Below are 25,821 nucleotides of genomic sequence, written 5' to 3' on the forward strand. Positions count from 1 at the left end.
GGCGCCCCCTATCTTGTGTCACACACTCCACCTCGATTGTGACACAATCCTGAACGTGGACACCGCGACAGCCGCTCCCGAGCGCATCGCCGCAGCCGTGCGCGGCGAACTGCTGGACGGCGCACACCCGGTGGGCACCCGCTTCCGCGAGGAAGAACTGGTCGCCCGCTTCGGCGTGGGCCGCCACACGGTCCGCTCGGCACTGCGCCTGCTCGTAGAACGCGGCCTGCTGGTGCACGAACGACACCGCGGTGCCGTCGTCGCACCGCTCACCCAGGCCCGGATCGACGAGATCTTCGACTACCGCAAGGTGCTCGAACTGGGCGCGCTGCGCATGGCGCTGGCCGCGGGCGCGGACCTCGGCCCGGTGCTGGCAGAGGTGGAGAACCTGGAGTCGCTGGCCACCCGCTCACCGGCCCCGACCTGGCGCGAACTGACCCGAGTGCACAGCGCGTTCCACCGGGCGATCGTCGCGGCGGCCGGCAACCGCCACCTGCTCGACAGCTACCGCCGCTGCGAGGACGAGGTGCGCCTCCTGCTCACCTTCGTCCGCCCCGACTTCGACGCCCGGAGCCTGGCCGCCGTCCACCGAGAGCTGGCCGACAGGCTCCAGCAGGGCGGCTCGGCCGCGGTCGACGCGCTGACCCACGACATCGACCACGCGGGCCGGGCCGCGCTGCTGACCGCCCTGCGCCGCGCGGAGGAGAGCACCCGCCTGCTGGGCGGCTGACCGCGCGTCATTTGCCGGAGATCGTTCAGAAACTGGGGGAGTTCGCTGATGGTCGACGTTCCGGTGGACCGGCTCAAAGGTGTGTTCGACCTGCTGCTCGAACGGATCCGCGCCGGCGAGCAGGTGGTGCGGATCGACGAGGAGGCGTTCTGGTCGGTACCGCGAGACCAGGCGTACGAGATGAACAGCGAGCCGAGCGAACTCACTATCGGGATGCTTTCCGAGTCCTGGGCACACCTGGAGAGGATGCTGTCCGATCCCGACAGCGCCGTGGGGTACGGATTCGTGTGGCTGGCCGACGTGCTGCGCGCTCTGGGCGACGAAGCGGAACGCTGACCGCCGGGGCCAGGTTCACCCCGGCGGTCAACTCCGCAACGGTGCCGACGGCCGGCCGGTGCTCGCTCAGCCGATGGTGATCGTCGAGACGAACCCGTAGTGGTCGCTGATCCAGTCGGGGTCCGACCAGTTGCCGATCATCGCACTGGAGCTCGTCCGGACGGCCGCGCTCGCCGAGCTCCCGCTCTTCGTCAGGATGTAGTCGATCCTGTCCTGCGGGTCGCCGCTGTTGGACGGCTTGGCCGACCAGCTGTCGCCCGGCGTGGTCGCCGGGTTCGGGTTTGCCACGCGGAACGTGTCCTGCCAGCCCGCGGCGTAGAACGTCCGCAGCGTCTGCCAGTCGTAGACGGTGCCGCAGTTGTGCGCCCTGGCCGAGGCGACCCAGTCGAGGCCCGACGGGCTGTTGAAGTCGCCCATCAGGATCTGCGCCTTCGGCGTGCGCGCCCAGTTCTCGATGGCGATCGCCTGGTCGACCTGGGACTGCATCTGGGCGGTCACCGTGGCGGCCGGGGCGCCGTCGTCGCAGAACAGGTACGGGCCGTACGGGTGGTGGCTGAGGTGGGTGGAGTAGTACCAGACGCCGCCGATCTGCCCGCCGACGACGGGGGCGCCGGAGGCGGTGAGGCGGTCGGTGGAGGTCTGGGTGGACGCGGAGATCACCGCCACGTCGCCGTGCGTGACGTGGCTCCAGCCGAGCTTCGCGGCCACGGCGGCGGTGAAGGCCGAGGAGGTCTCCTGGAGTGCCACGATCTTGGAGTTGTGCGCGCGGATGGTCGCCGCCACGGCACCCGCCGAGTCGGGAGCCGGGTCGCCCGTGCCGCGCAGGTAGACGTTGAGCGTCATCAGGTTCACCGTGGTCGCGGCGGTGGCCGCAGGTGCCGAGCCCAGGGCGAGCCCGGTTGCCGCGAGGGCGGCGACGATCGATTTGCGCAGGGTGTGCGAGTTCATGGGGAGTCACTCGTCCTTCGTAGGGACTTGAGGTGCGGACTGGGCAGGGTTGTTCCCGCCCGGCACCCTAGATGTTCTTGATCGACTTGCCGGCGAACGGAGAGTTAACAACGTTCTTCGAGGTCGCGAGAGCGCTCCCACAGAATTCGGGCGGCATGCAGGAGCCCTGCGCTGAGGCCAGGCTTCTGCGGAGCGCTCGGCGACACCGGGATCGTCGGCAGGGTGCTGCGGCGGAACGAGTTCCTCACCGCGAGGTAGCGGAGCCGGGCGGGCGCCGACTCCGGGGTGGAGGATGAGCACGACCGCCCGCGATCCTCGTCCGCCCCGGAAAGGCAGTGGCCATGACCTCCCGACCGCTCCGCGACCACTCCCTCCTCGATCGGGTGGCCCGCGTCGACGCGGCCGCCCTGTCGGACGCGAACAAGTCCCTGCGCGTGCTTCCCGCGGCCCTGCGCCTCGTCTCGGCCGGCACCCGGATGGCTGGCCGCGCCGTCACCGCCGACTCCGACGACGACCTCCTGTCCGTTCTCGCGGGACTGGAGGCGTGCGGCCCCGGCGACGTGCTGGTGGTGAACGCCAACGGGTCCGCGAACGCGGTCGCCGGCGAGCTGTTCGCCACCGAGGCGGCCCGGCGCGGGCTGGCCGGGCTCGTCGTCCACGGAATGGTGCGCGACAGCCATGCCCTGGCGCGCTTGACACTTCCGGTCTTCGCGCTGGGCACCACGCCCCGGGCCGGCACCGCCCGCAAGGTGCCGAGCATCAACGTTCCGGTGAGCCTCGACGGGATCGTCGTGACGCCGGGAGACCTCCTCGTCGGGGACAGCGACGGCATCATCGTTGCCACAGAAGAAGAAATGGCCGCCGCCATCGACAAGGCGGAGAGCATCAGGCTCACCGAGGAAGCCCTCGTCCTGTCGATGGGAGCAGGTGCCTCGCTCTTCGAACGGCTCAACTTCGCCGACCACGTGGCGAAAGTGCGGGCCGGCGAAGAGAGCGCGCTGCGGTTTCTCAGCCCACCCGGCAGCTGAGGGCCGGCCAGGTCCAGTTTCCGCCGTGCTGGACGGTGAAGCCGAACGTGTTGCCGTTGCCGTTGGGGCGTGCGGTCATCACGTTCGCGGTGTCCCAGTTGGGACTGGTGTTCCAGGTGGCGATGATCCGCTGCGGTGAGCTGACGGTCACGGTGACGATCCAGTTGTCCGTGCCCGTCACGGTGACGTTGCCGTTGAAGCGGTCACTCCACTTCTCGCCCTCGGAGTACGTGGCCGTACAACCCCCGCCGCCGGGGTTCGAGGTCGTCGTGGTGGTGGACGTCGGGGTGGGGCTCGTGCCGTTGTTGAGGACGCTCAGGACCGAGTTGTAGGCGGCCTTCTTGTTACCGCTGCCGTCGAAGAGCAACGGGGTGCCGGAGGCGCGCCACGAGTCGGTGTCACGGATGCCCCAGACGGTGATGCCGGTGCAGCGCGAGACGGCGAGGCAGGCCTGCGTCACGCCCTGGTACTGCTGGGCCTGCGAGCTGCCGGAGCCCTCGATGTCGAGTTCGGTGATCTGCACGTCCACGCCGAGGTTCGCGAAGTTCTGCAACGTCGTGTGGTAGTTCGAGGGCACCGGGTTGCCGCTGTTGAAGTGCGCTTGGAAGCCGACGCAGTCGATGGGGACGCCGCGCGACTTGAAGTCCTGCACCATCCGGTAGACGCCCTGGGTCTTGGCGTGCGACCAGTTGTCCGTGTTGTAGTCGTTGTAGCAGAGCTTGGCATTGGGGTCCGCGGATCGGGCCGCCCGGAACGCGGCTTCGATCCAGTCGTTGCCGGTGCGCTGGAGGTTGGAATCGCGCCGTCCGCCGCTGCTGCCGTCGGCGTACGCCTCGTTGACGACGTCCCAGGCGTAGATCTTGCCGCGGTAGTAGGTCGCGACCTGCGTGACGTGGTTGAGCATCGCGTTGCGCAGGGATGACCCGGACATGTTCTGCATCCAGCCCGGCTGCTGCGAGTGCCACGCCAGCGCGTGCCCGCGCACCCGCTTGCCCTGACCGCGCGCCTGGTTCACGATCCGGTCGCCGTTGGCGTAGCTGAACTGGTTCTGGTTCGGCTCGGTCGCGTCCATCTTCATCTCGTTCTCGGCCGTGACCATGTCGAACTCGCGGTTCAGGATCCCCACGTAGGTCGAGTCGCCCAACTTGTTGGCGGCGACGGCGGTGCCGAAGTACCGGCCGCTCTGCTGGGCGGCCGCGCCGAGCGTGGAGGCCGCGCCGCTGGCGGGCGAGGCTCCGATGATCGCGGCTCCGGCGGCCGCGGCGACGAGGGCGGACACGAGCGACGCTCGTGCGACTGACTTCGCTGTCAGTGACATGGTGGCGCTTTCTGTTCGTTGGTGTGGTGGGAAACCCCCGGGACTGCGCCGTGTCCGCGGGGGCTGTGCCTGAGCTCCAAACAGTATTGGCACAAGACGTCCGAGTCATCAAGGCCGGTTCCGGGTGGCACCGCGTTGTCCAGCGTCGATGCCCACTTTTCGAAAAGTCGTTGCTATCCAACGGCTTTCAGCACGTCGGTGATCGCCTGGACGATGATGTCCGGCCGCTCGGTCACGATTCCCTCGTGCGTGGTGCCGTCGGCGAGCACGTGCTTGCGGTTCGGCGCGCCCTGGGCGAACCGCACCTGGGCGTCGCGCCACGACTGCGCCGCCTCGGGGGAGCCGGGGAACGGCGTTCCGGAGGCGACGATCGCGGTCACCGGCACGTTCGCGGGCCAGGCGAGCCGGTGGAAGACGCGGTGGACGGGGGCGTAGTCGACCATGACCGCGAGCAGCTGGCGGTTCTTCTTGGTCGAGGGCTGTGCCAGCAGGGCGGCGCGCTGCTGCTCGATGACGGGCGCGAAGGCCGTGAGCACGTCGTCGGTGAAGAAGTCCGGGACGTTCGCGTCGACCAGGACCGCTCCCGAGACCCAGCCGGGGTTCCTGGCGGCGAAGTTGGTCGCGACCTCTCCCGCGATCGAGTGGGACACCAGCACGACGTTCCTGGTCACGCCCAGTTTCCTGAGCCCGGCCTCCAGGTCCGACACGGCGTTCTGCACGAGCCACGGACCCGAGACCTCGTCGCTCTCGCCCTCGCCGGCGCGGTCGTAGGTGATGACCTTCGAGCCGGTGGCCCTCGCCAGCCTGGGTGCCAGCTGCCTCCAGTAGGACGAGCTGAGCCCGCCGCCCGCGTCCAGGACCAGGGCGGGTGACTTTCCCTCCGTGACGTGGAAGACCAGCTCGTGCTCGGCGTTGGTCACCTTGCGGGTCGTGGAGGTGGGTGGGCTGCTCGCGGCCTCGGACGCCGAGACCGCGGTGAGCGCGACGCCGAGGAGGATCGCCGAGCCGAGTGCGATCGCTTTGCGCGGTAAGGAGATCTGATGTCCGACCATGGTGGGGAACACTAGGAACGCGCCCGCCGCCGGGCGATGGGGCCGGCCCCTCGATCCGCGTTGGTGCCGACCGCACCTCGCCACGGGGGGCAGCCCCAGTGCTGACAGCAACGTCCACTGTGGACGTTGTGTCGAACGCGTTCGACACTTCCTTGACCGGTGTGCGGGCGATCCTCCACAGTGTGGTGGACGTGATCGGATCCCCGGCGACGGCGCGACGCCTCAGCGAAGAGGAGCATCGTCATGTCCGCATCAGGCCGTCGTCCCGTCGGCCGCAGAAGTCGTACGGCAGGCATCTTCGCCGCGGTGGTCGTCCTGTTCAGCGGCCTGGTGGTGAGCGCGGCACCGGTCTCCGCGGCGACCGTGGACACCAGTGCGTGGTACGTCCTGGTCAACCGCAACAGCGGCAAGGCACTCGACGTCTACAACCTCGCCACGAACGACGGCGCGCGCATCGTGCAGTGGGCCCGCAACGACGGCAACCAGCAGCAGTGGCAGTTCGTCGACTCGGGCGGCGGCTACTACCGGCTGAAGTCCAGGCTGTCCGGCAAGGTTCTCGACGTCTACAACTTCTCGACGGCCGACGGTGGCAGCATCGTCCAGTGGGCCGACGGCAACGGCACGAACCAGCAGTTCCGCCTCGCCGACTCCGACGGCGGCCACGTGCGGCTGATCAACCGCAACAGCGGCAAGGCCGTCGAGGTCCAGGGCGCGTCGACCGCCGACGGCGGCAACGTCGTGCAGTACGGCGACTGGAACGGCGCGAACCAGCAGTGGCAGCTCGTCCGGGTCGGCAGCGGGGGAGGAGGCTGTCAGCTCCCGTCGGCGTACCGCTGGTCCTCGACCGGGCCGCTCGCCACGCCGAGGCAGGGCTGGGTGTCGCTCAAGGACTTCACCCACGTCGTCCACAACGGCAGGCACCTCGTCTACGCGACCACCCACGACACCGGCACGACCTGGGGTTCGATGAACTTCGGCACCTTCGCCGACTGGCCGGACATGGCCTCGGCGAGCCAGAACGCCATGAGCACGGGCGCGGTCGCCCCGACGCTGTTCTACTTCGCCCCCAGGAACATCTGGGTGCTCACCTACCAGTGGGGCCCGACCACCTTCAGCTACCGCACGTCGAGCGACCCCACGAACCCCAACGGGTGGTCGTCTCCGCAGACGCTGTTCACCGGCACGATTCCCGACTCCGGCACCGGCCCGATCGACCAGACGCTCATCGGCGACAGCACGACGATGTACCTGTTCTTCGCCGGTGACAACGGAAAGATCTACCGCGCGAGCATGCCGATCGGGAACTTCCCCGGCAGCTTCGGCTCGTCCTGGACGCAGATCATGAGCGACACGACGGCGAACCTGTTCGAGGGCGTCGAGGTGTACAAGGTCCAGGGCCAGAACCAGTACCTCATGCTCGTCGAGGCGATGGGCGCCAACGGCCGCTACTTCCGGTCGTTCACCTCCAGCAGCCTCAACGGGTCCTGGACCCCGCAGGCCGCGACCGAGAGCAACCCGTTCGCCGGAAAGGCCAACAGCGGTGCCACCTGGACCAACGACATCAGCCACGGCGACCTGATCCGCAGCAACCCCGACCAGACCAAGACCATCGACCCGTGCAACCTGCAGTTGTTGTACCAGGGGCGTGATCCGAACTCCGGCGGCGACTACGGCCGCCTGCCGTACCGGCCAGGTCTGCTGACCCTGCGACGCTGACCGGGACCGCGGGGTCAGGAAGTTCCGAAATCGAGGATTGATCTTCTCTCGGTGTGGGCATCCCCGGACCGCTGTGAGCGCGCATCCACCGATACGCGCTCACAGCCGTTCCCCGGACACACAGAAAGCCGACGCTCTTGCGCTCTCAGCACACCGCCCACGACGGTCAGCCGTCGGCCCCCGCCTCGCCGACCACCGGCCAGGGCCTGTTCAGCCATCCCGACCTGGTCGTCGCGGACAGCAGGGCGGGGACGTCGCCCGCCGCCCAGTGGTCGCACGCCAGCCTCTTCCAGGAGGCGGCTACTCGCTGAACATGGTGAACGAGCGCATCCGGTCGAAGCGCCCGGCCTCCAGGTCGTCCGAGCTGATCAGGAAGCACCCGTAGTGGTAGTCGCTCGCCGTGTAGAACTGGGCGAGCGGCAGCCATTCCCGGGTCAGCCGGTACTCCTCGACGTCGCCCGAGCTGAGCCGCTCCGCGTCGGGAAGCCGTGCCTCGCGCCGGCTGGCGATGCCGGCCAGCTTCATCCGCGTCCACGGCGTGTCCTGGCCGCCGATCTGCGAGCAGTACCCGCCGAGGCGCAACCAGGCACTCCGGTCCGGCTCCGGCCACAGCTCGTCGACCACCTCGACGAGCTCGGCGGCGTGCTCCAGTTCGCCGGCCAGCTCTTCCAGCACGTCCGAGTCGAAGTCGAAGTCCTCGTCGCCGACCCACTTCGGCAGCACGGGCTCGACCGAGGCCGAGAGCGGGCGTTCGGTGAGCAGGAAAGGGATGTCCTCGTGGAAGAACGTCCTGTCGGCGTGGTCGGCCGGTGGGTCCGCCGGTGCCGTCTCGGTGCCCGCCGGAACGTGGACGACGCGGGCGAACTCCGGCTCGTCCGCGGTGAGGGGCGCGAGCAGGTCGTCCTCGTGGTGCAGGAAGAAGAGCAGCGAGCCGGTCTCCGGGAGGGCGAGTCCTTCGGCGCGGGGGAGCGCCGCGCAGTCGACGGAGGCGAGGAAGGGCAACGGGGAACCGTCCGCGCTGCTCGGCCACTTCACGCCCACCGGTAACCGCGGCAGCCCTCCGAACTGTCCGACGACGTCGTCGCCGTCCTGGGCGATCCCCGCCCAGACCGCGAACCGGAGCTGGTCGGCGAACCTGCCGATCTCGTCGCCGGGGATGCCTCGATCTGTTGCCGCGCGGTGGAACTGCTCGTAACGATCCATGGTGCGGCATGGTCCCAGATCCGGGAAACCGTTCTCCAGGGCCGTGGTGCTACCTGCCTGAAGGGTGCGCGGAGGGCCAGTCGGCGTGCGAAGATCGAGAGGTGAGCTGGACAGCGATGACGCCTGCCGAGGCGTGTGACCTCATGGACTTCTGGGGCGCCGCGCCGTGGCCGCTCACCCGCGACGAGGTGCAGGAGCTGGCCGTCGACCGTTTCGGATGGACGATCGAGGTCGACGGCGGTGTCCGGTACCTCATGAACACGGTGTCCGGCTTCACGGTTCCGGACGTGTCGGCGATCGGCGCCCGGAGGAACCTGTCCTACCTCGGTCTCCACGTGGCCGACGCGATCCACGAGGTCACCCCGGCGTCGCGGCGATTCCTCGGGGACGCCTTCGCTCTGATGGTGCGCGAAGGGGAGTCCCGGTGGGGCGTGCCGGCGATGTCGGACCGGGAGGGGGTGTCCAGCGCCAGGTGGGACACGGCGTCCGGTGGGAGGATCTCGTTCAACCTCGCGCTGAAGAGTCTCCGCGCGAGGTTCGAGACCCCGCAAGGCATCGCGCTCGACCGAAGGGCAGGACGCAGGTGAACCGGCTGCCCGCACCGGGACGTTTCGTCCGGTACCTCGACGTCGCCTACCGGCTGCAGCACATGCCGCCCGGCAGGTGGTGGATCACGGCCGACCACGCGGTCGACGAGTCGTTCGTCCAGAAAGGACGGCGCACGTTCACGAAGCAGCTGGCGCACGACGACGTGCTGGACTGCTACGACCTCGCCCGGCCCGGCACCTACCGCGGCATGACCGTCGAGGTCGTCGGCAACACGGCCGACGAGTACGTGGTGACCACGCGCGACCCTCGGGCGCACGCGGAGGGTTTCCAACGGCGCGACCACCGGACGCCGATGGAGAAGCAGATCGCGTTCGAGGACGCGGAGCTGGAGTTCACCACCACGCTCACGCCCGTGCTCATGCCGTGGACGCTGGCGCACGACTGGGAGCAGTTCGCCGAACGCCTCGCGGACGCGGTGCGCGACGTGACCGACGGCGTGTTCCTCGTCGTGCACGCGGCGGCCGACCCGAAGAGGTACGTGCAGTTCGCGGCCTCGCCGGACCGGCTCGACGCGGAGGCGCCGGGGACGGACGTCGTGGCGGACGCCGACGAGTTCCAGCTGCGCAGGCACGGCTGGACCGCGCCGGACGTCGCACAGCCCAACTGGACGTCGTCGTTGCGACGCCCGGCGCTCACGGCCGAGTTCGTGCTTCTAGCGCGGTGTTGTGTCGGCGCGCTGCACGAGACATACGGGATCACCAGCCCGGAAGAGCTCCGGTACCGGGCTTGGCGCGAACCGGGCGGCGCGCCTGCTGTGGACGTGGAACTGCCGGTTCTCGGACTTTGAGGACTGAGCTGCGTCGAGTGGGGCCGCTGAGCTCCTTGGGTACCCTCTGACCGCCTGGAGAAGGGACACCCGTGGGCGACTCGTCGAAGGTCGGTAAGCACGCGCGTGCGGTGCTGGACGCCGCGGAGGCGTTCCGTGCCGAGGTGGCAGGGGTGCGCGCGGAACCGGACCGGCTGCTCGAACGGGCCTCCGCGCAGTACGCGGCGATGCGGGACGCGCTGGTGGCGGAGCGGCTCACCGCCATGCCCGTGGACAGGCTCCGCGAGGCCAAGGGGAACCTGCGGCTGAGCACGCTGGAGGCCGCCGGGTACCGGACCGTCGCCGACGTCGCGCGGGCCCGGCTGGAGCAGCTCGACGGCGTGCCCGGCGTCGGCAGGCAGTCGGCCGAGCAGATCATGGACGTCGTGCGCGCCGTCGTGGACGGTGTCGTGCGGGACACGACCGTCCGGCTGAACCCGGACCGGGCCGACGGCGCCCAGACCGAGCTGTTGCAGCTGTTGTCCAAGCTGCGCAGGGCGAACCAGCTCGTCGGGCCGCTGCGCGAGCCGCTCGCGGACGTCCTGGGCAGGGTCGACGCCGACGTGCGCGCCGCGTCCCGTGCCTGGAGCCGGGTGCGGATGTTCTTCTCGCTGAGGAAGAACCGGCAGGCGGCCCTCGACTCGCTCGACCGGCTCGAGACGTTGCTGGCGAGCCGCGACGTGACGGCGTTGCGCGCGGTCGGTGCCCAGCTGCGCGTGCCGGACCTGGACCGGCGCGCGTTGTGGCGTGACTACGAGCTCGACGCGGCCGCGTACAACACGCTCCTCGCCGACCTCGCCGGTCCGGACGCGACGCCGGATCGCAGTGCCGCCAAGGGTTTCGTGCCGACGGACATCGAGCACGAGGTCGACGCGACCCCGCTGGACACCAGCCTGCTGAAGGTGTCGTTGCGCGGCTACCAGGTGTTCGGGGCGAAGTTCGCGCTGGCCCGCAAACGCGTGATCATCGGCGACGAGATGGGACTGGGCAAGACGATCGAGGCCATCGCCGTGATGGCCTCGATCGCTGCCGGAGGGCGGCGCGGGTTCCTGGTGATCTGCCCGGCGAGCGTCGTCGTCAACTGGGTCAACGAGATCGCCCGGCACAGCGACCTCGTGCCGCACCGCCTGCACGGCACGGGCCGCGACGGCGCGGTCAGCGAGTGGCTGGCGCAGGGCGGCGTCGGCGTGACGACGTTCGGCACGCTGCCGAAACTGGTGCTGCCGAAGAAGTTCCGCCCGACGCTGGTCGTGGTCGACGAGGCGCACTACGTGAAGAACCCGGACACGCAACGCTCCCAGGCCGTCAACGCGGTCGTGCAACGCGCCGAACGGGCCGTGCTCCTCACCGGCACACCCATGGAGAACCGCGTCGAGGAGTTCCGCACCCTGGTCGCCTACCTCCAGCCGAGCGTCGCGGCCCGCACGGGCGACACCGGGGCCGTGGTGGGAGCGAAGGCCTTCCGCCGCGTGGTCGCGCCGGTGTACCTGCGGCGCAACCAGGAGGACGTGCTGGGCGAGCTGCCGGAACTGCTCGAGGTCGAGGACTGGGTCGAGTTCGGCAAGCAGGACCGCGGCGCGTACCTCGACGCCGTGCGCGAGGGCAACCTGATGGCGATGCGCCGCGCCGCCTTCACCCCGCGCACACCCCGTGGCTCGGCGAAGCTGGAGCGGCTGCTGGAGATCGTCGAGGAGTCGCGGGAAAACGGCTGGAAGGTCGTGGTGTTCTCGTACTTCCACGACGTGCTGGACGCCGTCGCGGACCACATCGAGGCGTTCGGCCCGCTGACCGGCGCGACCTCGGCCGAGGGCCGCCAGCAGCTGGTGGACGCTTTCACGGCGCGCGAAGGACACGCGGTGCTGCTGGCCCAGATCGAGGCGGGCGGCGTGGGCCTGAACATCCAGGCCGCTTCCGTGGTGATCATCGCGGAGCCGCAGTGGAAGCCGAGCACCGAGGACCAGGCGATCGCCCGCTGCCACCGGATGGGCCAGGTCCGCAAGGTCCACGTGCACCGGTTGCTGGTCAAGGACAGCGTGGACGCGCGGGTGCGGGAGATCCGCGACCACAAGACGTTGCTGTTCGACCACTACGCGCGGGAGAGCGACACGAAGCACTCGCACGCGAGCGCGCTGGACTCGGCGGTGTCGGTGGAGCAGCGCGTGGTGCAGGCCGAACAGCAGCGTCTGGGCCTCTAGGGGTACTTGGTCCACTCTCCCTCGGACACCACCTCGACCTTGCCGTCGACCACGGTGATCGCCGTCTGCTCGTCGATCGCGTAGGCAAGCCCGCCGATGTCGGCGGCCCACCGCTCGGCATCGGCCGGGGTGTTCGTGGGGAACGCGCCGAGGTGCGGGAAGATCGAGAAGTCGACGACCCCGAGCGCGCGGTCGTCCGGTGCGCCGGCCCACTCGACGAAGTACGAGCCGATCCGGGGCGTCAGCACCATGCTGCCGGCGCTCACGCCCACCCAGACCAGGTCGGGCAGCGAGGGCAACAGGTCGGCGAGCCCCGACTCGCGCATCCAGTGGCACAGGTAGGTCGCGTCGCCGCCGTCGACCAGCAGCACGTCGGCCTCCTCGACCCACGGGACCCACCGCCGTGCGCCGACGGACGGCAGTGCGGTGAGCTCCAGGACGCCGAGCGACTGCCAGCCCAGGCCGGAGAAGTGCCGCCACCTCGGTTCGGCCGCCACGAAGCCCCTCACCGACGCCGGGCCGCACATCGGGTGACCCCACTGGGCGGTGGGAACGCAGAGGGCTCGGCACTCGGAGATCGGTTTGCCGAGCAGCTCCACGAGCGCCGTGTGGATGCCGGCGTTCGTGACGCCACCTGAGGTGAGCAGCAGCTTCATGAGGACCTCCGCGTGGGACAGGGGGACGTTACTGAAGACCGCGGCGACGGGCAGAACTCATCGCGGGCTGGTCCCGTCGGGCGAACGGCCCGGCAACTAGGCCCGCGCCCGCGGGCGGGCGTGCTATCCCAGAGCGATGGGGGAAGTCGAGTTCCGGCTGCTCGGGGCTGTGGAGGCGTGGAGCGGGGGTCACGCGGTCCAGCTCGGGCACGGCCGAAGACGGTGTGTGCTGGCGGCGTTGCTGGTCGACGCGAACCAGGTGGTGTCGGCGGACCAGCTGCTCGATCGGGCGTGGGGGGACGGGGTGCCGCGGCAGGGGCGGGACACCCTGTACACGTACCTCTCGCGGCTGCGGCACGCGTTTCAGGGGCTGGACGTGGCGATCGCGCGCCGGTCCGGTGGGTACGTGCTGGTCGTGGATCCGGAGGCGGTGGACCTGCACCGGTTTCACCGGTTGCTGGCGCAGGCGCGGTCGGAGGCGGGGCCGGCGAGTCTCGCGCGGTACGACCGGGCGGTGGCGTTGTGGCGGGGTGAGGCGTTCGCCGGGTTGAGCACGCCGTGGCTCGACGACGTGCGGGAAAGCCTGGCCAAGGAACGGTTCGGCGTCGAGCTGGACCGGGTCGACCTGCGGCTCGCGCTGGGACTGCACGGCGAACTGGTGACGGAGCTGGCCGCGGCGGTGCGGGAGCACCCGCTGGACGAGCGGCTGGCCAGGCAGTTCATGCTGGCGCTGTACCGGTCGGGGCGGCAGGCGGAGGCGCTCGCGGCCTACTGGGGGCTGCGCGACCGGCTGGCCGAGGCGCTCGGGGTCGACCCGTTGCCGGAGGTGCAACGGCTGCACGCGGAGTTGTTGCGGCAGGCGCCCGAGGTGGCGCCGCCGGTCGAGGTCCGGCGGCCGGCGCAGGTGCCCGGTGGCGTGCCGCACTTCGTCGGTCGCACGGAGGCGTTGCGGGAGCTCGGCCGGCCGGTGTCGGTGATCGTGGGTACCGGTGGGGTGGGAAAGTCCGCTCTCGCAACGCATTGGGCGCATCTGCACAGCGGCGACTTCCCCGACGGGCAGCTGTACGTGAACCTGCGCGGTTACGACAGCGCCGAGCCGATGTCCGCTTCCGCTGCGCTGGAAGGGTTTCTGCGCGCGCTGGGGGTGGAGCGGATTCCGCCCGGAGTGGACGAGCGGTCCGCGTTGTACCGCTCGACGCTGGCCGGGCTGAGGATGCTGGTGCTGCTGGACAACGCGCGGTCGGCCGACCAGGTGCGGCCGTTGCTGCCGGGCAGGCACGGTGGCGTCGTGCTGGTGACGAGCCGCGACGACCTGGCCGGGCTGGTCGCGCGGGACGGCGCGCACCGGATCACGTTGGGGCGCTTGACCGAACCGGAGGCGCTGGCGCTGCTGCGGCAGGTGCTCGGCGCGGACCGGGTCGACGCGGAGCGCGCGGCGGCGGTCGAGCTGGCCCGGCGGTGCGCGGGGCTGCCGCTCGCGTTGCGGGTGGCAGCGGACCGGGCGGCCGGGCTGGCGGACCTCGTGGCGGAGCTGGACGACCTCGACGCGCTGGACGTGCCCGGTGACCCGGCCTCGGGGGTGCGCAGCGCGTTCTCCTGGTCGTACCGGGCGTTGCCGCTGCCGGCCGCACGGCTGTTCCGCCGGCTCGGGTGGCATCCCGGACCCGAGCACAGCGCCACCACGGCCGCCGCGCTGACCGGCACGGACCTGCCCGCCGCACGGCGCTTGCTGGACGTGCTCAGGGCCGCGCACCTGATCGAGCAGACCGCGCCGGACCGGTTCGTGATGCACGACCTGCTGCGGTTGTACGCCCGCCAGCTCGGCGCGGAACCGCGGCCGGTCGGCCGATGACGGCCCGGCGTGGCCGGTCCCGAGAGGCCTTTTCGAGACCGGCCGCCGTCACCGGGTCAGCACGGTTCCAGGCTGCCCCTGGTCGCGCCGCTCGGGTTGAGGTCCAGCAGGGAGTCGCTGACCCAGCCCTGCACGCCGGTCGTGGTGTCCCGCAGGTACGTCCACGTGGTGTACGTGACGCCGTTCCTGGTCACCGAGTCACCGATGGCGTAGCAGTGGTAGTCGACGTTGTGGGTGAGCTGGCCCTGCCCGTCGGACGTGCACGCGGTGTGCGGCCCGCGGCGGATGTTGACGTTGCTGCCGTCGAAGAGCCGGCCGGTCCGCGAGTCCTTGTTGGAGTGGCCGTGGCCAGTACACGCCAAGATGCCGAAACCGGACTGGTCGGTGTCCGCGGCACCCGTGGTGACGGGCAGCGGCTTCTCGTCCGCGGCGTTCGCAATTCCCGCCAGCGCGAGTGTCGTCGTGGCCGCGAACAGCACGGCAGCGACAGATGAAAAAATCTTCACGTTCGTCCCCCCTCGGGATCGAGGTTTTGCTTGTGCTGTCAAAGCCTGCGTGGGGGACCATGCTCAAAACCTTGCGCAAAACCTTGAGCGGCCGCCGGTACCCGATCGGCGGTTGCACTGTTACTTCTTTCCTCAGATAGTGCATTTTTTCGCAGAGGGAAATGGTGCTGGTGGACGAGTCGGTGAGCCGCGCGATCCGTGATCCTCTGTGGACGGTTCGATTGCTCACCAATGCTTTCGCCGTGCTGGGCGCCGCCGCTCTGGCGGGCAATCTCCTGTTCGTCGGCACCGGTCCGGTGCGCTTTCCGCTGGCGGCGTTGATCCTGGTCCTGGTGGGGTCGTGGTGGGTGCGGCCGCGTCAGAACGGGTGGACGGCGGCGGTCGCCGAGGGACTCGTGACGGCCGGCGCGGCGCTGGTGCTGCCCGACGTCCAGCCCGTGCTCGCGTTCCTCTTCGGCGTGACGACCCGGCGCGCGGTGCAGGGCGGCCCGCGGCGGTACCCCGTGAAGTCGCTCGTCAGCCTGGCCGGGTACCTGGCGGGGCTGCTCGTGTCGGTGTCGCGCCAGGTCCGGATCGATCCGGACGTGCTGATGCCCGCCGTGATGCCGTTGCTCGGCCTGGTGATCGGGACGTTCGCGTTGCACGAGACGGTGCGCGCGGTGCGGGCCCAGCAGGCCGCGCGCCGGACCGTGGCGGCGTTCCTCCAGGCGACCCCGGTCGGTCTCGCCCTGCTCGACGAACACGGCACGCCCCAGCTGCACAACGTCCGCGCCCGCGAGATGTTCGGCTGGGTCGACTCCGCCGAGCCGGACGCGGTGTCCTGCGCGCACGGCGTCCCGATCACGCGGTGCCGCGACGGATGTGCGGACGGCCCGGTCGAGGTGGACAGCGGAGGCATGGTGCTCGCCCTGCACACCGGCCCGGTGGAACGGCCCGCGGGACCCGACCACACCGTGGTCGCGGCCGTGGACGTGAGCGGCCGCCGGCTCTGGGAGGACGCCCTGCGCGACCGGGCGGAACGCGACGAGCTGACCGGCCTGGCCAGCCGCGCGCACTTCCTGCACCTCGTGCGGGACGCGATGGACCGCCACCCGAGCGTCGGGTTGCTGATCGTGGACCTCGACAGGTTCAAGGACGTCAACGACGCCGACGGGCACGAGGCGGGCGACCACTACCTGAAGGCCGTGGCGGCCCGCATGGTCTCGGCGCTGCCGCCGGAGACCGTCGCCGGTCGGCTCGGCGGCGACGAGTTCGCCGTGCTCGCACCGGGCTGCGACGTCGAGGACGTCGTGGGCCTCGCGAAGTCCGTGCTGACGGAGCTGAACTCCGCCCCCGAGCAGTTCGGGGCGAGCATCGGCGCGGCGGTGGCGGACCCGGACGCCGGCACGGCCGACCTGCTGCGGGACGCGGACACCGCGATGTACGTCGCGAAGCGCGAGGGCGGCAACCGGATCCGCCTGTTCCACCCGGAGATGGGCGAGCAGGCGCTGGCCCGTCAGCGGGACCGGGCCGACCTGCGCACCGCGATCGAGGACGGCCAGCTCGTCGTGCACTACCAGCCGATCATCGACCTCGCGACGAACGCGATCACGAGTGCGGAGGCGCTGGTCCGCTGGCAGCGGCCGGGCCGGGGACTGCAGAGCCCCGACGCGTTCATCGGGCTCGCCGAGGAGACCGGCCTCATCGTGCCGCTGGGCGAGAAGGTGCTCGAGATGGCGTGCGCCCAGGCCGTCCGCTGGCAGACCGAGGGCCGGGCGCTCGGCGTGACGGTGAACGTGTCCACCCGCGAGCTCTCGACGCCGGGGTTCCTGTCCCGGCTCGACCGGGTCGTCGCCACGACCGGCCTGGCGCCGGCGCGGCTCACCGTCGAGGTGACCGAGAGCGTGTGGGCGGACGAGACCGCGATGCGGACCCTGGTGGCCGTCCGCGAGGCGGGCATCCGGGTGGCGCTGGACGACTTCGGCACCGGCTACTCGTCGCTGAGCTACCTGCAGCGCTACCCGTTCGACGTGGTGAAGATCGACAGCTCGTTCACGCGCGCGCTCGGCCGCAACGGCCGCACCGAGGGGGTGATCCGCTGCATCATCGCCCTCGCCGACGTGCTGGGCGCGCAGACGGTCGCCGAGGGCATCGAGACGCCGGAGCAGGCGGACTGGCTGCGCGAGGCCGGGTGTTCGTACGCGCAGGGCTACCTGTTCGGCCGCCCCGCCGACGCGGCCACCTGGGACGCGCAGGTGTTCGACCGGCCCCGCTAGGACCGCGCGGCGAGGTCGTCGGCGAACGCGATGAGCGCCGCGTCGTCCAGTGCGGCGCCAGTCTGGACGACGGCCAGCACGTGTTCCCGCGCGGCCTCCACGTACGGCGTGATCTTCTTGCGCCGCAGGCGATCCGCCGTGCCGAGCAGCACCGCGGCCGACTCGGGGTCGCGAGCGCAGAGGTGGCGGGCGTGCAGGGTCAGGGCCTCCGCCACCGAGTCGCGGTCGCGGGTCGTGTGGCCCAGCGAGATCCGGATCGCGTCCGCCAGCTCCCGCCACGCCGCCGCGTCGCCGAGCACGTGCCGGACCACGCTGGCGCGCAGGTGGACGGTGGCCTCGACGCGGTCGTTCCCGTTGTCCACCACGGTGTCCGCGACCAGGCGGTCGGCGTTTCTCAGGTGGGCCGCCGCCGCGGCGGGGTCGGTCTCGGCCAGCGCCAGCGCGGCGGTGACCTCCGCGAACGCCGCCAGCAGGGTGTGGCCGCCCTCGGTGAGCAACGGCAGGGCCTGCGCCGCGCGGTCGACGGCCGCGATGGTGTCGCCGAGATCCAGTGCCAGGAAGGCGAGGTTGAACAGCGTGCGGCCCAGCTCGAACGGCCCGGCCCCGGCTCTTCGCTTCGCCGCGAGCGCCGCCTCCAGCTGGCGGAACGCGTCGTGCGGGCGGCCGCTCTCGGAGGAGACCGACGAGAAGTTGTTCAGCACGCGGCCGAGCATCGCGTCGTCGCCGGAGCGGCGGGCGGCGGCGAGCGCCCTGCGCAGGTGCCCCATGGCGGCGACGGGATCGCCCCGTTCCACCGCGACCATGCCGAGCAGGCTCAGCCCGGCGGTCCGGGTGCCGTGGTCGTCCTCCGCGGCCACGGCCAGCGCGCGCTCAGCCGACTCGCCGGCCGCGTCGATGTCGCCGCGCAACGCCGCCAGCTGCCCCGACCTGATCAGCAACGGCGGGATCCCGCCCGTGCCCACCTGGCTGAGCAGCTCCGCGCCCTCGCCGAGCCGTCCGGTGGCCTCGTAGAACCGGGTCAGCGCCATCGCCGCGTCCGCGTCGAGCAGGGCGGGGTCCTCGGCCGCCGCCCAGCGCACCGCGGCCCGGACGTTGGCCGCCTCCAGGGGACCGAACGTCGCTCCGGCGCGCAGCCGGTCGAGGTAGTGCGCGGCGATCCGGGCACGGGCGCCGGGGGAGTCGAGCTGCTCGGCGGCAAGTTCGGCGACGGTGTCCGGCAGCGTGTAGCGCGACGTGTCACCGTCCGGGACGAGCCGGACCAGGTTGATGTCGACCAGCTCGGTCAGGTGCGGCAACGGTTGTCCCAGCAGCGTTTCCAGGTCGTCCAGCCGGACGCCGCCGTGGAAACCGCCCAGGAACCGGAACGTGCCGCGCGCCTCGGTGGTCACCAGGTCCAGCGTGGCCTCCACGGCCGCGCGCAGCGAACGGTGCCGCGCGGGCAGGTCGCGGGGCCCGTCGGTGAGGTAGCGCAACCGGTTCTCCAGCCGGACGGCCAGGTCCGCCGGGCTCATCAGCCGCACCCAGCCCGCCGCCAGTTCGATCGCCAGCGGCAGGTGGTCGACCTTCTGGCAGATCGTGCGGACCGCGTCGTCGTCGGCCTCCAGCCCGGCCCTGCGCACGAACAACGCCGCCGCCGCTTCCCGAGGCAGCCCGGCCAGGGCGAGCACGCGTTCGTCGCGCACCCGCAGCGGCCGCTGGCTCGTGACGACGACGGTCAGGCCGGGGCATCGGCGAGGGAGCGCGGCTAGGTCCGGCGCGGCGTCCACGAGCTGCTCGAACCGGTCGGCGACCAGCACCACCCGCCGATCCCGCAGGTGCGCCGCCACCCGGTCCGGCGGCGCCAGCCGTGACGGGCCGCAGCCCAGCGCGTCGGCCACGAGGTCACCTACCAGTGCCACGTCGGTGACGGCGGACAGGTCGAGCGTGCGGACCTCCAGATCGGTGCGTCCGCCCAGCACCGCGGCGAGTTCGGCGGCGAGCCGCGACTTGCCGGCGCCCGCCGGGCCGGTGATCGAGACGATCCGGTGCCTGGCCCCCAGCACCAGGTCCAGCAACGACCGCAGCTCGTCGGCACGCCCCACGAGCCCGTCCGTGCTGACCGGCGCCGACGGGGCGGGCGTGGCGGAGGAACGGGCCGAGGCGAGGAACGCGGTCAGGTCGTCGCCGGTGAGCTTCAGCGCCGTGGCCATCAGCCGCGCCGACTGCGCACGGGGAACCCTCTTGCCCTGCTCCAGATCCCGCAACGCGCGGTCGCTGATCCCGCTGAGCCGAGCGAGCTCCACCTGGCTCAGCCCGGCGGCCGCCCGATGACGGCGCAGCAGCTCGGCGAACGCGGACATCGGGCGACCGTAGCGGAAGTTCACCGGAAACTCCGGCGGTTTTCCTCGCTTCCGCCCCTTCCGCTCAGCGACCGTTGTTTCCGGACGTCGGGGGACATGTCCGCGAGATTTCGTTGGGAGGACGGAATTGTCGTACTCATCAAGACGGGTGCTGCTGACTGTCGCGGTGGCGGCGGTCGCGTTCGCGGGGCTGGCGACGCCCGCGACGGCGGCACAGGGGGAGATCCGCGTCGGTGCGGGGGCGAAGACCATCGCCGGCCGATACGTCGTGGTGCTCAAGGACGACGCGGACGCGGCCGACGTCGTCACCAAGAACGGTGGCGGTGAGGTGCGGGAGACCTGGCGGCACGCGCTCCACGGTTTTGCTTTGGCAGCCGATGAAACCACGGCCAGGCGGATCGCGGCGGACCCGCGCGTCGCCTACGTCGAGCAGGACGCGGAGATCACCGCGGACACCAGCCAGCCGACGCCGTCGGCGTTGTGGGGCCTCGACCGGCTCGACCAGATCACCGGCCGTTCGGACGGCAAGTACGTCTCGGCCGGTTCCGGTGCCCGCAACGTGCGGGCGTACGTGATCGACACCGGCATCCGCACGACGCACACGGACTTCGGCGGGCGCGCGAGCTGGGGCACGAACACCACCGGGGACAACAACAACACCGACTGCAACGGCCACGGCACGCACGTGGCGGGCACCATCGGCGGCGCCACCCACGGCGTCGCGAAGCAGGTGCGGCTGGTGGCGGTCAAGGTCCTCAACTGCTTCGGCTCGGGCAGCACGTCCGGTGTCATCAGCGGCGTCAACTGGGTCACCCAGAACGCGGTGCGCCCGGCCGTGGCGAACATGAGCCTCGGCGGCGCCGCGAGTGCGGCGCTGGACGCGGCGGTCGAGGCGTCGATCGCCTCGGGTGTCACGTACGCGGTCGCCGCGGGCAACTCGAACGTCGACGCGTGCCAGAGCTCACCGGCCCGCACGCCGAACGCGATCACGGTCGGCGCCACCGACCGCAACGACGTGCGGCCGACGAACTGGACCAGCGGCGGCAGCAACTTCGGCAGCTGCGTGGACGTCTTCGCCCCCGGCGACGACATCACCTCGGCGTCGAACACGAGCGACACCGCCACCAGGTCGCTCAGCGGCACGTCGATGGCCTCACCGCACGCCGCCGGCGTGGCCGCGCTCTACCTGCAGCGCAACGCCAACGCGTCCCCGACCACGGTCTGGTTCGAGATGGCGTTCGTCGAGTCCACGAAGGACGTCGTGGTGAACCCGGGAACGGGCTCGCCGAACCTGTTGCTCAACTCCCGCTACACCTTCGGCGGGCCGGACGGCGACTACAACGACGACCAGCGCACCGACACCACGGTGTGGCGCCCGTCGACCGGGCAGTGGTTCGTGCGCAACATCAGCACGACCGCGTGGGGCCAGCAGGGCGACGTCCCGGTGCCCGGTGACTACAACGGCGACGGCGTGTCCGACGCGGCGGTCTGGCGTCCGTCCACGGGCCAGTGGTTCGTGAACGGCCAGTTCACCGTGGCGTGGGGCCAGCAGGGCGACATCCCGGTGCCGGGCGACTACAACGGCGACGAGATCACCGACGTTGCGGTGTGGCGCCCGTCCACCGGAACGTGGTTCGTGCGCAACCAGTTCACCCGCCAGTGGGGTCAGCAGGGCGACGTCCCGGTGCCGTTCGACGGTGACGGCGACGGTGCGGTGCAGCCCGCCGTGTGGCGTCCGTCCACCGGAACCTGGCACTACGTCGCGGCGTTCGGCACGGTCGTGTCCGTCCAATGGGGACAGAGCGGTGACGTCCCCGTGGTCGCGGACTACGACGGCGACGGCGGGTTCGACCTGACCGTGTGGCGTCCGTCGACCGGGACGTGGCACGTCCGGGGCGTCAGTTCGACGCAGTGGGGTCAGCAGGGCGACATCCCGGTGCCGGGCGACTACAACGGCGACGGGGTCGGCGACCTCGCGGTGTGGCGCCCGTCCACCGGGACGTGGTTCGTGCGCAACCAGTTCAGCGTCGCGTGGGGCGTGCCGGGGGACATCCCCCTCGCTTCCTGACGCTGTCCGGGGCCGCCTTCCTCGTGAAGGCGGCCCCTTTCCGCGCGTCAGCCGCAGTCGAGGCGGCGGATCCGGGTGTTGAGGTAGCGCTGCTCGGGCTGGCTCGCGGTGAGCCGGGCCGCTTGGCGATAGCTGTCGAGCGCGCCGGGCAGGTCGCCCGTCATCTCCAGCAGGTGCGCGCGTACGGCGTGCGTGCGGTGATGCCGTCGCATCGCGGGATCGTCGAGCAACGGACCGATTAGCGCCAGGCCGTGTTCCGGACCGAACGCCATGCCGAGTGCGACGGCCTGGTTGAGCGTCACGGCGGGGCTCGGCGCCACCCGCGCGAGCATGGCGTAGAGCAGGGTGATCTGTCGCCAGTCGGTTGCCTCCGGGCTCTCGGCCTCCGCGTGGACGGCGGCGATCGCGGCCTGCAGCTGGAACCTGCCGACGTGGCCGCGCGGCAGCACCCGTTCCAGGATCCGCACGCCCTCCGAGATCAACTCGCGGTCCCACCGGGAGCGGTCCTGCTCGGCCAGCGGCACCAGGTCGCCGTCCTCGGCCCTGGCCGCCGCGCGGGCGTGGGTCAGCAGCATCAACGCCAGCGCGCCGGCCACCTCGTCGTGGTCGGGGACGGCCGCGTGCAGCTGCCGGGTGAGGCGGACGGCCTCGTCGGCCAGCGGGGCGTCGACCAGCCCGGCGCCGGTGGACCTGGTGTGCCCCTCGGTGAACATGAGGTGGCAGACGTCGAGCACGGCGGCGATGCGGGCCGGCAGGTCGGCCTGGTCCGGCAGTTCGAACACCGCGCCCGCGGCGCGCAACGTGGACCGCGCCCTGGTGAGGCGTTGCGTCATCGTGCGCTCCGGCACCAGGTAGGCGGCGGCGATCTGCGCGGTGCTCAGCCCGCCGACGGCGTGCAGCGTCAGTGCGACCTGCGAGGAGCGGGTCAGGCTCGGATGGCAGCACAGCAGCGACAACCGCAGGGTGTCGTCGCCGTCGTCGTGAGGCGCCTGGTCGGCCGCGGGGGAGAGGTGGGCGTCGACGGGAAGCGCGGCGTTGACGGCGTTCTCCCGTCCCGCCCGCGCCCCGTCGGCCCGCACCCGGTCGATCAGCCGCCGGGACGCGACCCGGATGAGCCAGCCGCGCGGGCTGTCGGGCACGCCGTCGCGTTCCCACTGCCGTGCCGCCGCCTCCGCCGCCTCCTGCGCCGCGTCCTCGCAGTCGCCCAGGTCGCCGTACCGGTGCAGCAGAGCGGCGAGGACGTGTGCCGACTCGCGCCGCCACACGTCCTCCACCACCCCGGCGCTCACTGGTCGGAACCGCCAGGCCACATGGCGGGCCGCAGTTCGACGGTCTCACCGGGGCCGGAGAACCGTTCCGCGATCTCCTCCGCGCGCTCCTGGCTGTCCACGTCGATGAGGAAGAACCCGGCCAGGTGCTCCTTGGCCTCCGCGTATGGACCGTCGGTGACCAGCGGCTTGCCGTCGCTCCAGCGGTAGAGCCGCGACGACTCGGGTGCCCCCAGCGCCTCGCCCCCGAGCAGTTCGCCGTTGCGCTGCAGCTCCCCGAGCATCGTCTCGAACTCGGCGTTCATCCGCGCCCGCTGCTCCTCCGGCAGGTCCTGGTAGTCGGGCAGGTAGTCCGAGGTCGGGTGCCCCCACGGCTGCGGGTTGGAGTGGATCATGATCACGTACTTCACCGTCGGCTCCTGGGTGTTCGGCGTGGACGCGGCCGGTCGGCCCCATCCTCGCGGGAGACGTCGGAGCCGCGCGGGTCCCGTCTACATCCCGTCAGGGGGAATTTTCTGCACGCTTGTGTTGAGATTCTCACTATCTCTTCAGTGTTGACCGAATTTAGGCCGTTGTTCGCCATGGCAGGTGTTCCATCAGGCTCGAGCAGAACGGACGCCTTGACGCGGCACGGACGGCTGGGGCCTCCGATGGGTGCTCCCTCGCAAGGGAGCGCTCACCAGGGGAGCGCGTTGTCCTCGTGGTCCAGGAACCGCAGGCCGGGCTCGCCGTGGTGGCGTTCGAGCACGTCGACCACGCCGGGCGCGCTCTGCTCGACGGTCAGCACCGCGCCGGGGCCGCCCAGTTCGGTCCGCACCCAGCCGGGGTTGATGAGCAGCACGGCGCGCCGGTCGTCCGCGTGGCGGGCCGCGTAGCTGCGCATGAGCTGGTTCAGCGCGGACTTGCTGGCGCGGTAGACCTCGTGGCCGCCGTTGGTGTTGAGGGTGAGGCTGCCCTGCCTGGAGGACATGACGCCGATCGTGCCGTTCTCGGCGACGAGCGGGCGCAGGCGCTCGACCACGCGGACGGGGCTCAGCGCGTTGGTGATCATCACCTCGGTGAACGACTCCGTGCTCACCTCGGTGACCGGGACGTTGGCGTGGGCGATGCCCGCGTTGACGAAGAGCAGGTCGAGCGTGCGGCCCTCGAGTCGTGCGCGCAGGGCGTCGACCTGGTCCGGGGCGGTGATGTCCACCGACTCGATCTCGAGCCGGTCAGAGGTCTCCGCGAGGTCGTGCAGGCCGGTGCGGTGACCGCCGCGGACGGTGCTGATCACGTGCCAGCCGCGGCGCAGCAGTTCGGCGGTGATGGCGAGACCGAGGGTGCGGGAGGCGCCGACGACGAGTGCGGTCCTGTCCGTGGTGTCGAACACGTGCGGGTTCTCCTTCGAGCGACAGTTTCGATACTTCGTGTCTCGGAACAGTAGGTGTTTCGAGACACCGTGTCCAGTAAGGTGTCCTCATGAACGAGTCGCGACCCCGCACCGGGAGGCCGCGCAGCGAGCAGTCCCGCCAGGCCGTGCTGCACGCGGTCGACGACCTGCTGGTCGAGGTCGGGTACGCCGCGCTGACGATGAAGGGCATCGCCGAACGCGCCGGCGTCGGCCGGCAGACGATCTACCGGTGGTGGTCGACCAAGGCCGAGGTCCTGTTCGAGGCCGCCATCACGGACGCGGCCAAGGAGCTGAGCGACACCCCGCGGGCGACGACGATCGAGGACGTCGTCGCGTACCTGGACGGCGCCGAGAGGTTCCTGACCACCTCGGACGCCGGCCTCGCGTACCGGGTGCTGGTGGGCGAGGCGCAGCACGACGCGGAGGTGGCGCGGCTGCTCGGTTCGGCGGCGTTGTTCGAGAAGCCCGTGCACGGCGTTCTCACGCGGGCGGTCGACCGGGGTGACATCGCGCCCGCCGTGCCGTTCGCCGAGGCCGCGGCGATCCTCACCGGGCCGGTGTTCTACCGCGCGCTGACCGGGGCGGCCAGGTCGGAGGTGCCCACCGCGGTGCTCGCGGCGGCCCTGCTCGCCGCCGTCCGGGACCTGACGCATTAGAAGTCCCGGTAGGGGCCATCCGGGTGATTCGCTCGTGGCGTCTGTACCTCCGGTTCGCACGGAGCGATGTCTTCACTGACAACGGACCGTGCGAGGGGAGGGTCATGTCAGCACTCGCGGAGACCGACAGGCCCTACCTCCACCTGTTCGGCGGGCCGTTCGTCACGGTCGGGGGCGACCGCACCGATCTGCCGGAGGGCTGCAAGCGGCTGATCGCGCTGGTCGCCATGCGGCGGTTGCGGATCGACCGGACCGCGGTCGCCGGGGTGCTGTGGCCCGCCGTGTCCGATCGCCGGGCCGCGGGCAACCTGCGGTCCGCGTTGTGGCGGATGCGCGGGGCCGGGGTCGAGCTGGTGGACGCCGACAGCTGTTCGGTCGGGTTGCGGCCGGACGTGGCGGTCGACGCCCACATCGCCGGGGACTGGGCCCGGCGGCTCATCGCGGGGGAGGTGCGGGCGAGCGACCTCGCGTTGATGCCGTGGTGCGACGAGGCGCTCGACCTGTTGCCGGGGTGGTACGACGACTGGGCGGTGCACGAACGGGAACGGCTGCGGCAACGAGTGCTGCACGCCCTCGAGGACCTCAGCAGGCACCTGGCGGCGGCGGGCCGGTTCGCCGAGGCGGTGGAGGCCGCGCTGGTGGCGGTCGGCGCGGATCCGTTGCGGGAGAGCGCCCAGCGCGCGTTGATCCAGGCGCACATGGCGGAGGGCAACCTGGTCGCTGCCTTCCGCACGTACGACGCCTATCGGTCGTTGATCCGCAGCGAGCTCGGTGCCGCTCCGTCGCCGTTGATGGCGGCGTTGATCGGACGGACTCCGCCGCGCGGTGATGCGCCGGTGACAGCCGGGTGACACCGCCTCTGCGACGGTCTGCCGAACGAGGCGGACG

At 71.2% G+C, this 25,821-nt stretch carries 23 protein-coding genes; 13 read left to right on the forward strand and 10 right to left on the reverse strand.

Annotated features, from left to right (window positions below; translation table 11 throughout):
• The first annotated feature begins 55 nt into the window (after nt 1–55).
• Nucleotides 56–730: a GntR family transcriptional regulator gene (locus tag ACFWNN_RS09175; RefSeq protein WP_382439367.1), complete on the forward strand. Its 675-nt coding sequence runs from the start codon at nt 56–58 to the stop codon at nt 728–730.
• Between the two features lie 48 nt (nt 731–778).
• Nucleotides 779–1,066 carry a hypothetical protein gene (locus ACFWNN_RS09180; RefSeq protein WP_382439368.1) on the forward strand — a complete coding sequence of 96 codons (288 nt, stop codon included), beginning with the start codon at nt 779–781 and terminating at the stop codon, nt 1,064–1,066.
• Between the two features lie 66 nt (nt 1,067–1,132).
• Here ACFWNN_RS09180 and ACFWNN_RS09185 read toward each other — a convergent pair whose 3' ends face one another.
• Nucleotides 1,133–2,014 carry an endonuclease/exonuclease/phosphatase family protein gene (locus ACFWNN_RS09185; RefSeq protein WP_382439369.1) on the reverse strand — a complete coding sequence of 294 codons (882 nt, stop codon included), beginning with the start codon at nt 2,012–2,014 and terminating at the stop codon, nt 1,133–1,135.
• A 341-nt stretch (nt 2,015–2,355) separates the two neighbouring features.
• On the opposite strand from ACFWNN_RS09185, the gene ACFWNN_RS09190 reads away from it, so the two are divergent.
• Nucleotides 2,356–3,042 carry an RraA family protein gene (locus ACFWNN_RS09190; RefSeq protein WP_382439370.1) on the forward strand — a complete coding sequence of 229 codons (687 nt, stop codon included), beginning with the start codon at nt 2,356–2,358 and terminating at the stop codon, nt 3,040–3,042.
• On the opposite strand, the gene ACFWNN_RS09195 is transcribed toward ACFWNN_RS09190, so the two are convergent.
• The gene (locus tag ACFWNN_RS09195; protein ID WP_382439371.1) at nt 3,023–4,360 is read right to left on the reverse strand and encodes an endo-1,4-beta-xylanase; all 1,338 of its coding nucleotides are present in this window, start codon (nt 4,358–4,360) and stop codon (nt 3,023–3,025) included. The genes ACFWNN_RS09190 and ACFWNN_RS09195 overlap by 20 nt on opposite strands.
• 173 nt (nt 4,361–4,533) lie before the next feature.
• On the reverse strand, nt 4,534–5,412 hold the full coding sequence (locus ACFWNN_RS09200; RefSeq protein ID WP_382439372.1) for an alpha/beta fold hydrolase: 879 nt from the start codon (nt 5,410–5,412) through the stop codon (nt 4,534–4,536).
• A gap of 243 nt (nt 5,413–5,655) precedes the next feature.
• Here ACFWNN_RS09200 and ACFWNN_RS09205 point away from each other — a divergent pair, with 243 nt between their 5' ends.
• A complete protein-coding gene (locus ACFWNN_RS09205) occupies nt 5,656–7,128 on the forward strand; it encodes a non-reducing end alpha-L-arabinofuranosidase family hydrolase (RefSeq protein WP_382439373.1) in 1,473 nt (490 codons plus the stop codon).
• A gap of 137 nt (nt 7,129–7,265) precedes the next feature.
• A complete protein-coding gene (locus ACFWNN_RS09210) occupies nt 7,266–7,439 on the forward strand; it encodes a hypothetical protein (protein WP_382439374.1) in 174 nt (57 codons plus the stop codon).
• Here ACFWNN_RS09210 and ACFWNN_RS09215 read toward each other — a convergent pair.
• On the reverse strand, nt 7,429–8,331 hold the full coding sequence (locus ACFWNN_RS09215) for a DUF1963 domain-containing protein (protein WP_382439375.1): 903 nt from the start codon (nt 8,329–8,331) through the stop codon (nt 7,429–7,431). The genes ACFWNN_RS09210 and ACFWNN_RS09215 overlap by 11 nt on opposite strands.
• Nucleotides 8,332–8,432: 101 nt before the next feature.
• On the opposite strand from ACFWNN_RS09215, the gene ACFWNN_RS09220 reads away from it, so the two are divergent.
• The 3 genes from ACFWNN_RS09220 (at nt 8,433) to ACFWNN_RS09230 (ending at nt 11,940) form a co-directional block, all read left to right on the forward strand.
• The gene (locus ACFWNN_RS09220; protein WP_382439376.1) at nt 8,433–8,918 is read left to right on the forward strand and encodes a DUF6301 family protein; all 486 of its coding nucleotides are present in this window, start codon (nt 8,433–8,435) and stop codon (nt 8,916–8,918) included.
• Complete coding sequence (locus tag ACFWNN_RS09225) at nt 8,915–9,727, forward strand: hypothetical protein (RefSeq protein ID WP_382439377.1); 813 nt, start codon at nt 8,915–8,917, stop codon at nt 9,725–9,727. The genes ACFWNN_RS09220 and ACFWNN_RS09225 overlap by 4 nt, the downstream gene beginning before the upstream one ends.
• 71 nt (nt 9,728–9,798) lie before the next feature.
• Nucleotides 9,799–11,940: a DEAD/DEAH box helicase gene (locus tag ACFWNN_RS09230; RefSeq protein WP_382439378.1), complete on the forward strand. Its 2,142-nt coding sequence runs from the start codon at nt 9,799–9,801 to the stop codon at nt 11,938–11,940.
• On the opposite strand, the gene ACFWNN_RS09235 is transcribed toward ACFWNN_RS09230, so the two are convergent.
• Nucleotides 11,937–12,596 (reverse strand): Type 1 glutamine amidotransferase-like domain-containing protein, encoded by a 660-nt coding sequence (locus tag ACFWNN_RS09235; RefSeq protein WP_382439379.1) that lies wholly within the window; start codon nt 12,594–12,596, stop codon nt 11,937–11,939. The genes ACFWNN_RS09230 and ACFWNN_RS09235 overlap by 4 nt on opposite strands.
• A gap of 136 nt (nt 12,597–12,732) precedes the next feature.
• Here ACFWNN_RS09235 and ACFWNN_RS09240 point away from each other — a divergent pair, with 136 nt between their 5' ends.
• Nucleotides 12,733–14,448, forward strand: coding sequence for a BTAD domain-containing putative transcriptional regulator (locus tag ACFWNN_RS09240; protein WP_382439380.1), 1,716 nt, complete (start codon nt 12,733–12,735; stop codon nt 14,446–14,448).
• Nucleotides 14,449–14,504: 56 nt separating this feature from the next.
• Here the strand turns inward: ACFWNN_RS09240 and ACFWNN_RS09245 are convergent, their stop codons facing one another.
• On the reverse strand, nt 14,505–14,954 hold the full coding sequence (locus tag ACFWNN_RS09245; protein ID WP_382439381.1) for a hypothetical protein: 450 nt from the start codon (nt 14,952–14,954) through the stop codon (nt 14,505–14,507).
• Between the two features lie 221 nt (nt 14,955–15,175).
• Between ACFWNN_RS09245 and ACFWNN_RS09250 the strand changes: the two genes are divergently transcribed.
• Nucleotides 15,176–17,209 carry a putative bifunctional diguanylate cyclase/phosphodiesterase gene (locus tag ACFWNN_RS09250; protein WP_382439382.1) on the forward strand — a complete coding sequence of 678 codons (2,034 nt, stop codon included), beginning with the start codon at nt 15,176–15,178 and terminating at the stop codon, nt 17,207–17,209.
• Here ACFWNN_RS09250 and ACFWNN_RS09255 read toward each other — a convergent pair.
• Nucleotides 17,206–19,548, reverse strand: a complete 2,343-nt coding sequence (locus ACFWNN_RS09255) for an ATP-binding protein (RefSeq protein WP_382439383.1) — start codon at nt 19,546–19,548, stop codon at nt 17,206–17,208. The genes ACFWNN_RS09250 and ACFWNN_RS09255 overlap by 4 nt on opposite strands.
• 148 nt (nt 19,549–19,696) lie before the next feature.
• Here ACFWNN_RS09255 and ACFWNN_RS09260 point away from each other — a divergent pair, with 148 nt between their 5' ends.
• Nucleotides 19,697–21,616, forward strand: a complete 1,920-nt coding sequence (locus ACFWNN_RS09260) for a S8 family serine peptidase (protein ID WP_382439384.1) — start codon at nt 19,697–19,699, stop codon at nt 21,614–21,616.
• Between the two features lie 47 nt (nt 21,617–21,663).
• On the opposite strand, the gene ACFWNN_RS09265 is transcribed toward ACFWNN_RS09260, so the two are convergent.
• From ACFWNN_RS09265 to ACFWNN_RS09275, 3 genes are all read right to left on the reverse strand, one after another.
• Complete coding sequence (locus tag ACFWNN_RS09265; protein WP_382439385.1) at nt 21,664–22,905, reverse strand: RNA polymerase sigma factor; 1,242 nt, start codon at nt 22,903–22,905, stop codon at nt 21,664–21,666.
• Entirely contained in the window at nt 22,902–23,294 is a 393-nt protein-coding gene (locus ACFWNN_RS09270; protein ID WP_382439386.1) for a YciI family protein, read from the reverse strand. The genes ACFWNN_RS09265 and ACFWNN_RS09270 overlap by 4 nt, the downstream gene beginning before the upstream one ends.
• A gap of 266 nt (nt 23,295–23,560) precedes the next feature.
• A complete protein-coding gene (locus tag ACFWNN_RS09275) occupies nt 23,561–24,256 on the reverse strand; it encodes an SDR family NAD(P)-dependent oxidoreductase (protein WP_382439387.1) in 696 nt (231 codons plus the stop codon).
• A gap of 89 nt (nt 24,257–24,345) precedes the next feature.
• On the opposite strand from ACFWNN_RS09275, the gene ACFWNN_RS09280 reads away from it, so the two are divergent.
• Nucleotides 24,346–24,933, forward strand: a complete 588-nt coding sequence (locus ACFWNN_RS09280) for a TetR/AcrR family transcriptional regulator (RefSeq protein WP_382439388.1) — start codon at nt 24,346–24,348, stop codon at nt 24,931–24,933.
• A 104-nt stretch (nt 24,934–25,037) separates the two neighbouring features.
• Nucleotides 25,038–25,784 (forward strand): BTAD domain-containing putative transcriptional regulator, encoded by a 747-nt coding sequence (locus ACFWNN_RS09285; RefSeq protein ID WP_382439389.1) that lies wholly within the window; start codon nt 25,038–25,040, stop codon nt 25,782–25,784.
• Nucleotides 25,785–25,821 lie beyond the last annotated feature (37 nt).

The sequence above is a fragment of the Lentzea sp. NPDC058450 genome, assembly GCF_042721395.1.
Taxonomy (GTDB): domain Bacteria; phylum Actinomycetota; class Actinomycetes; order Mycobacteriales; family Pseudonocardiaceae; genus Lentzea.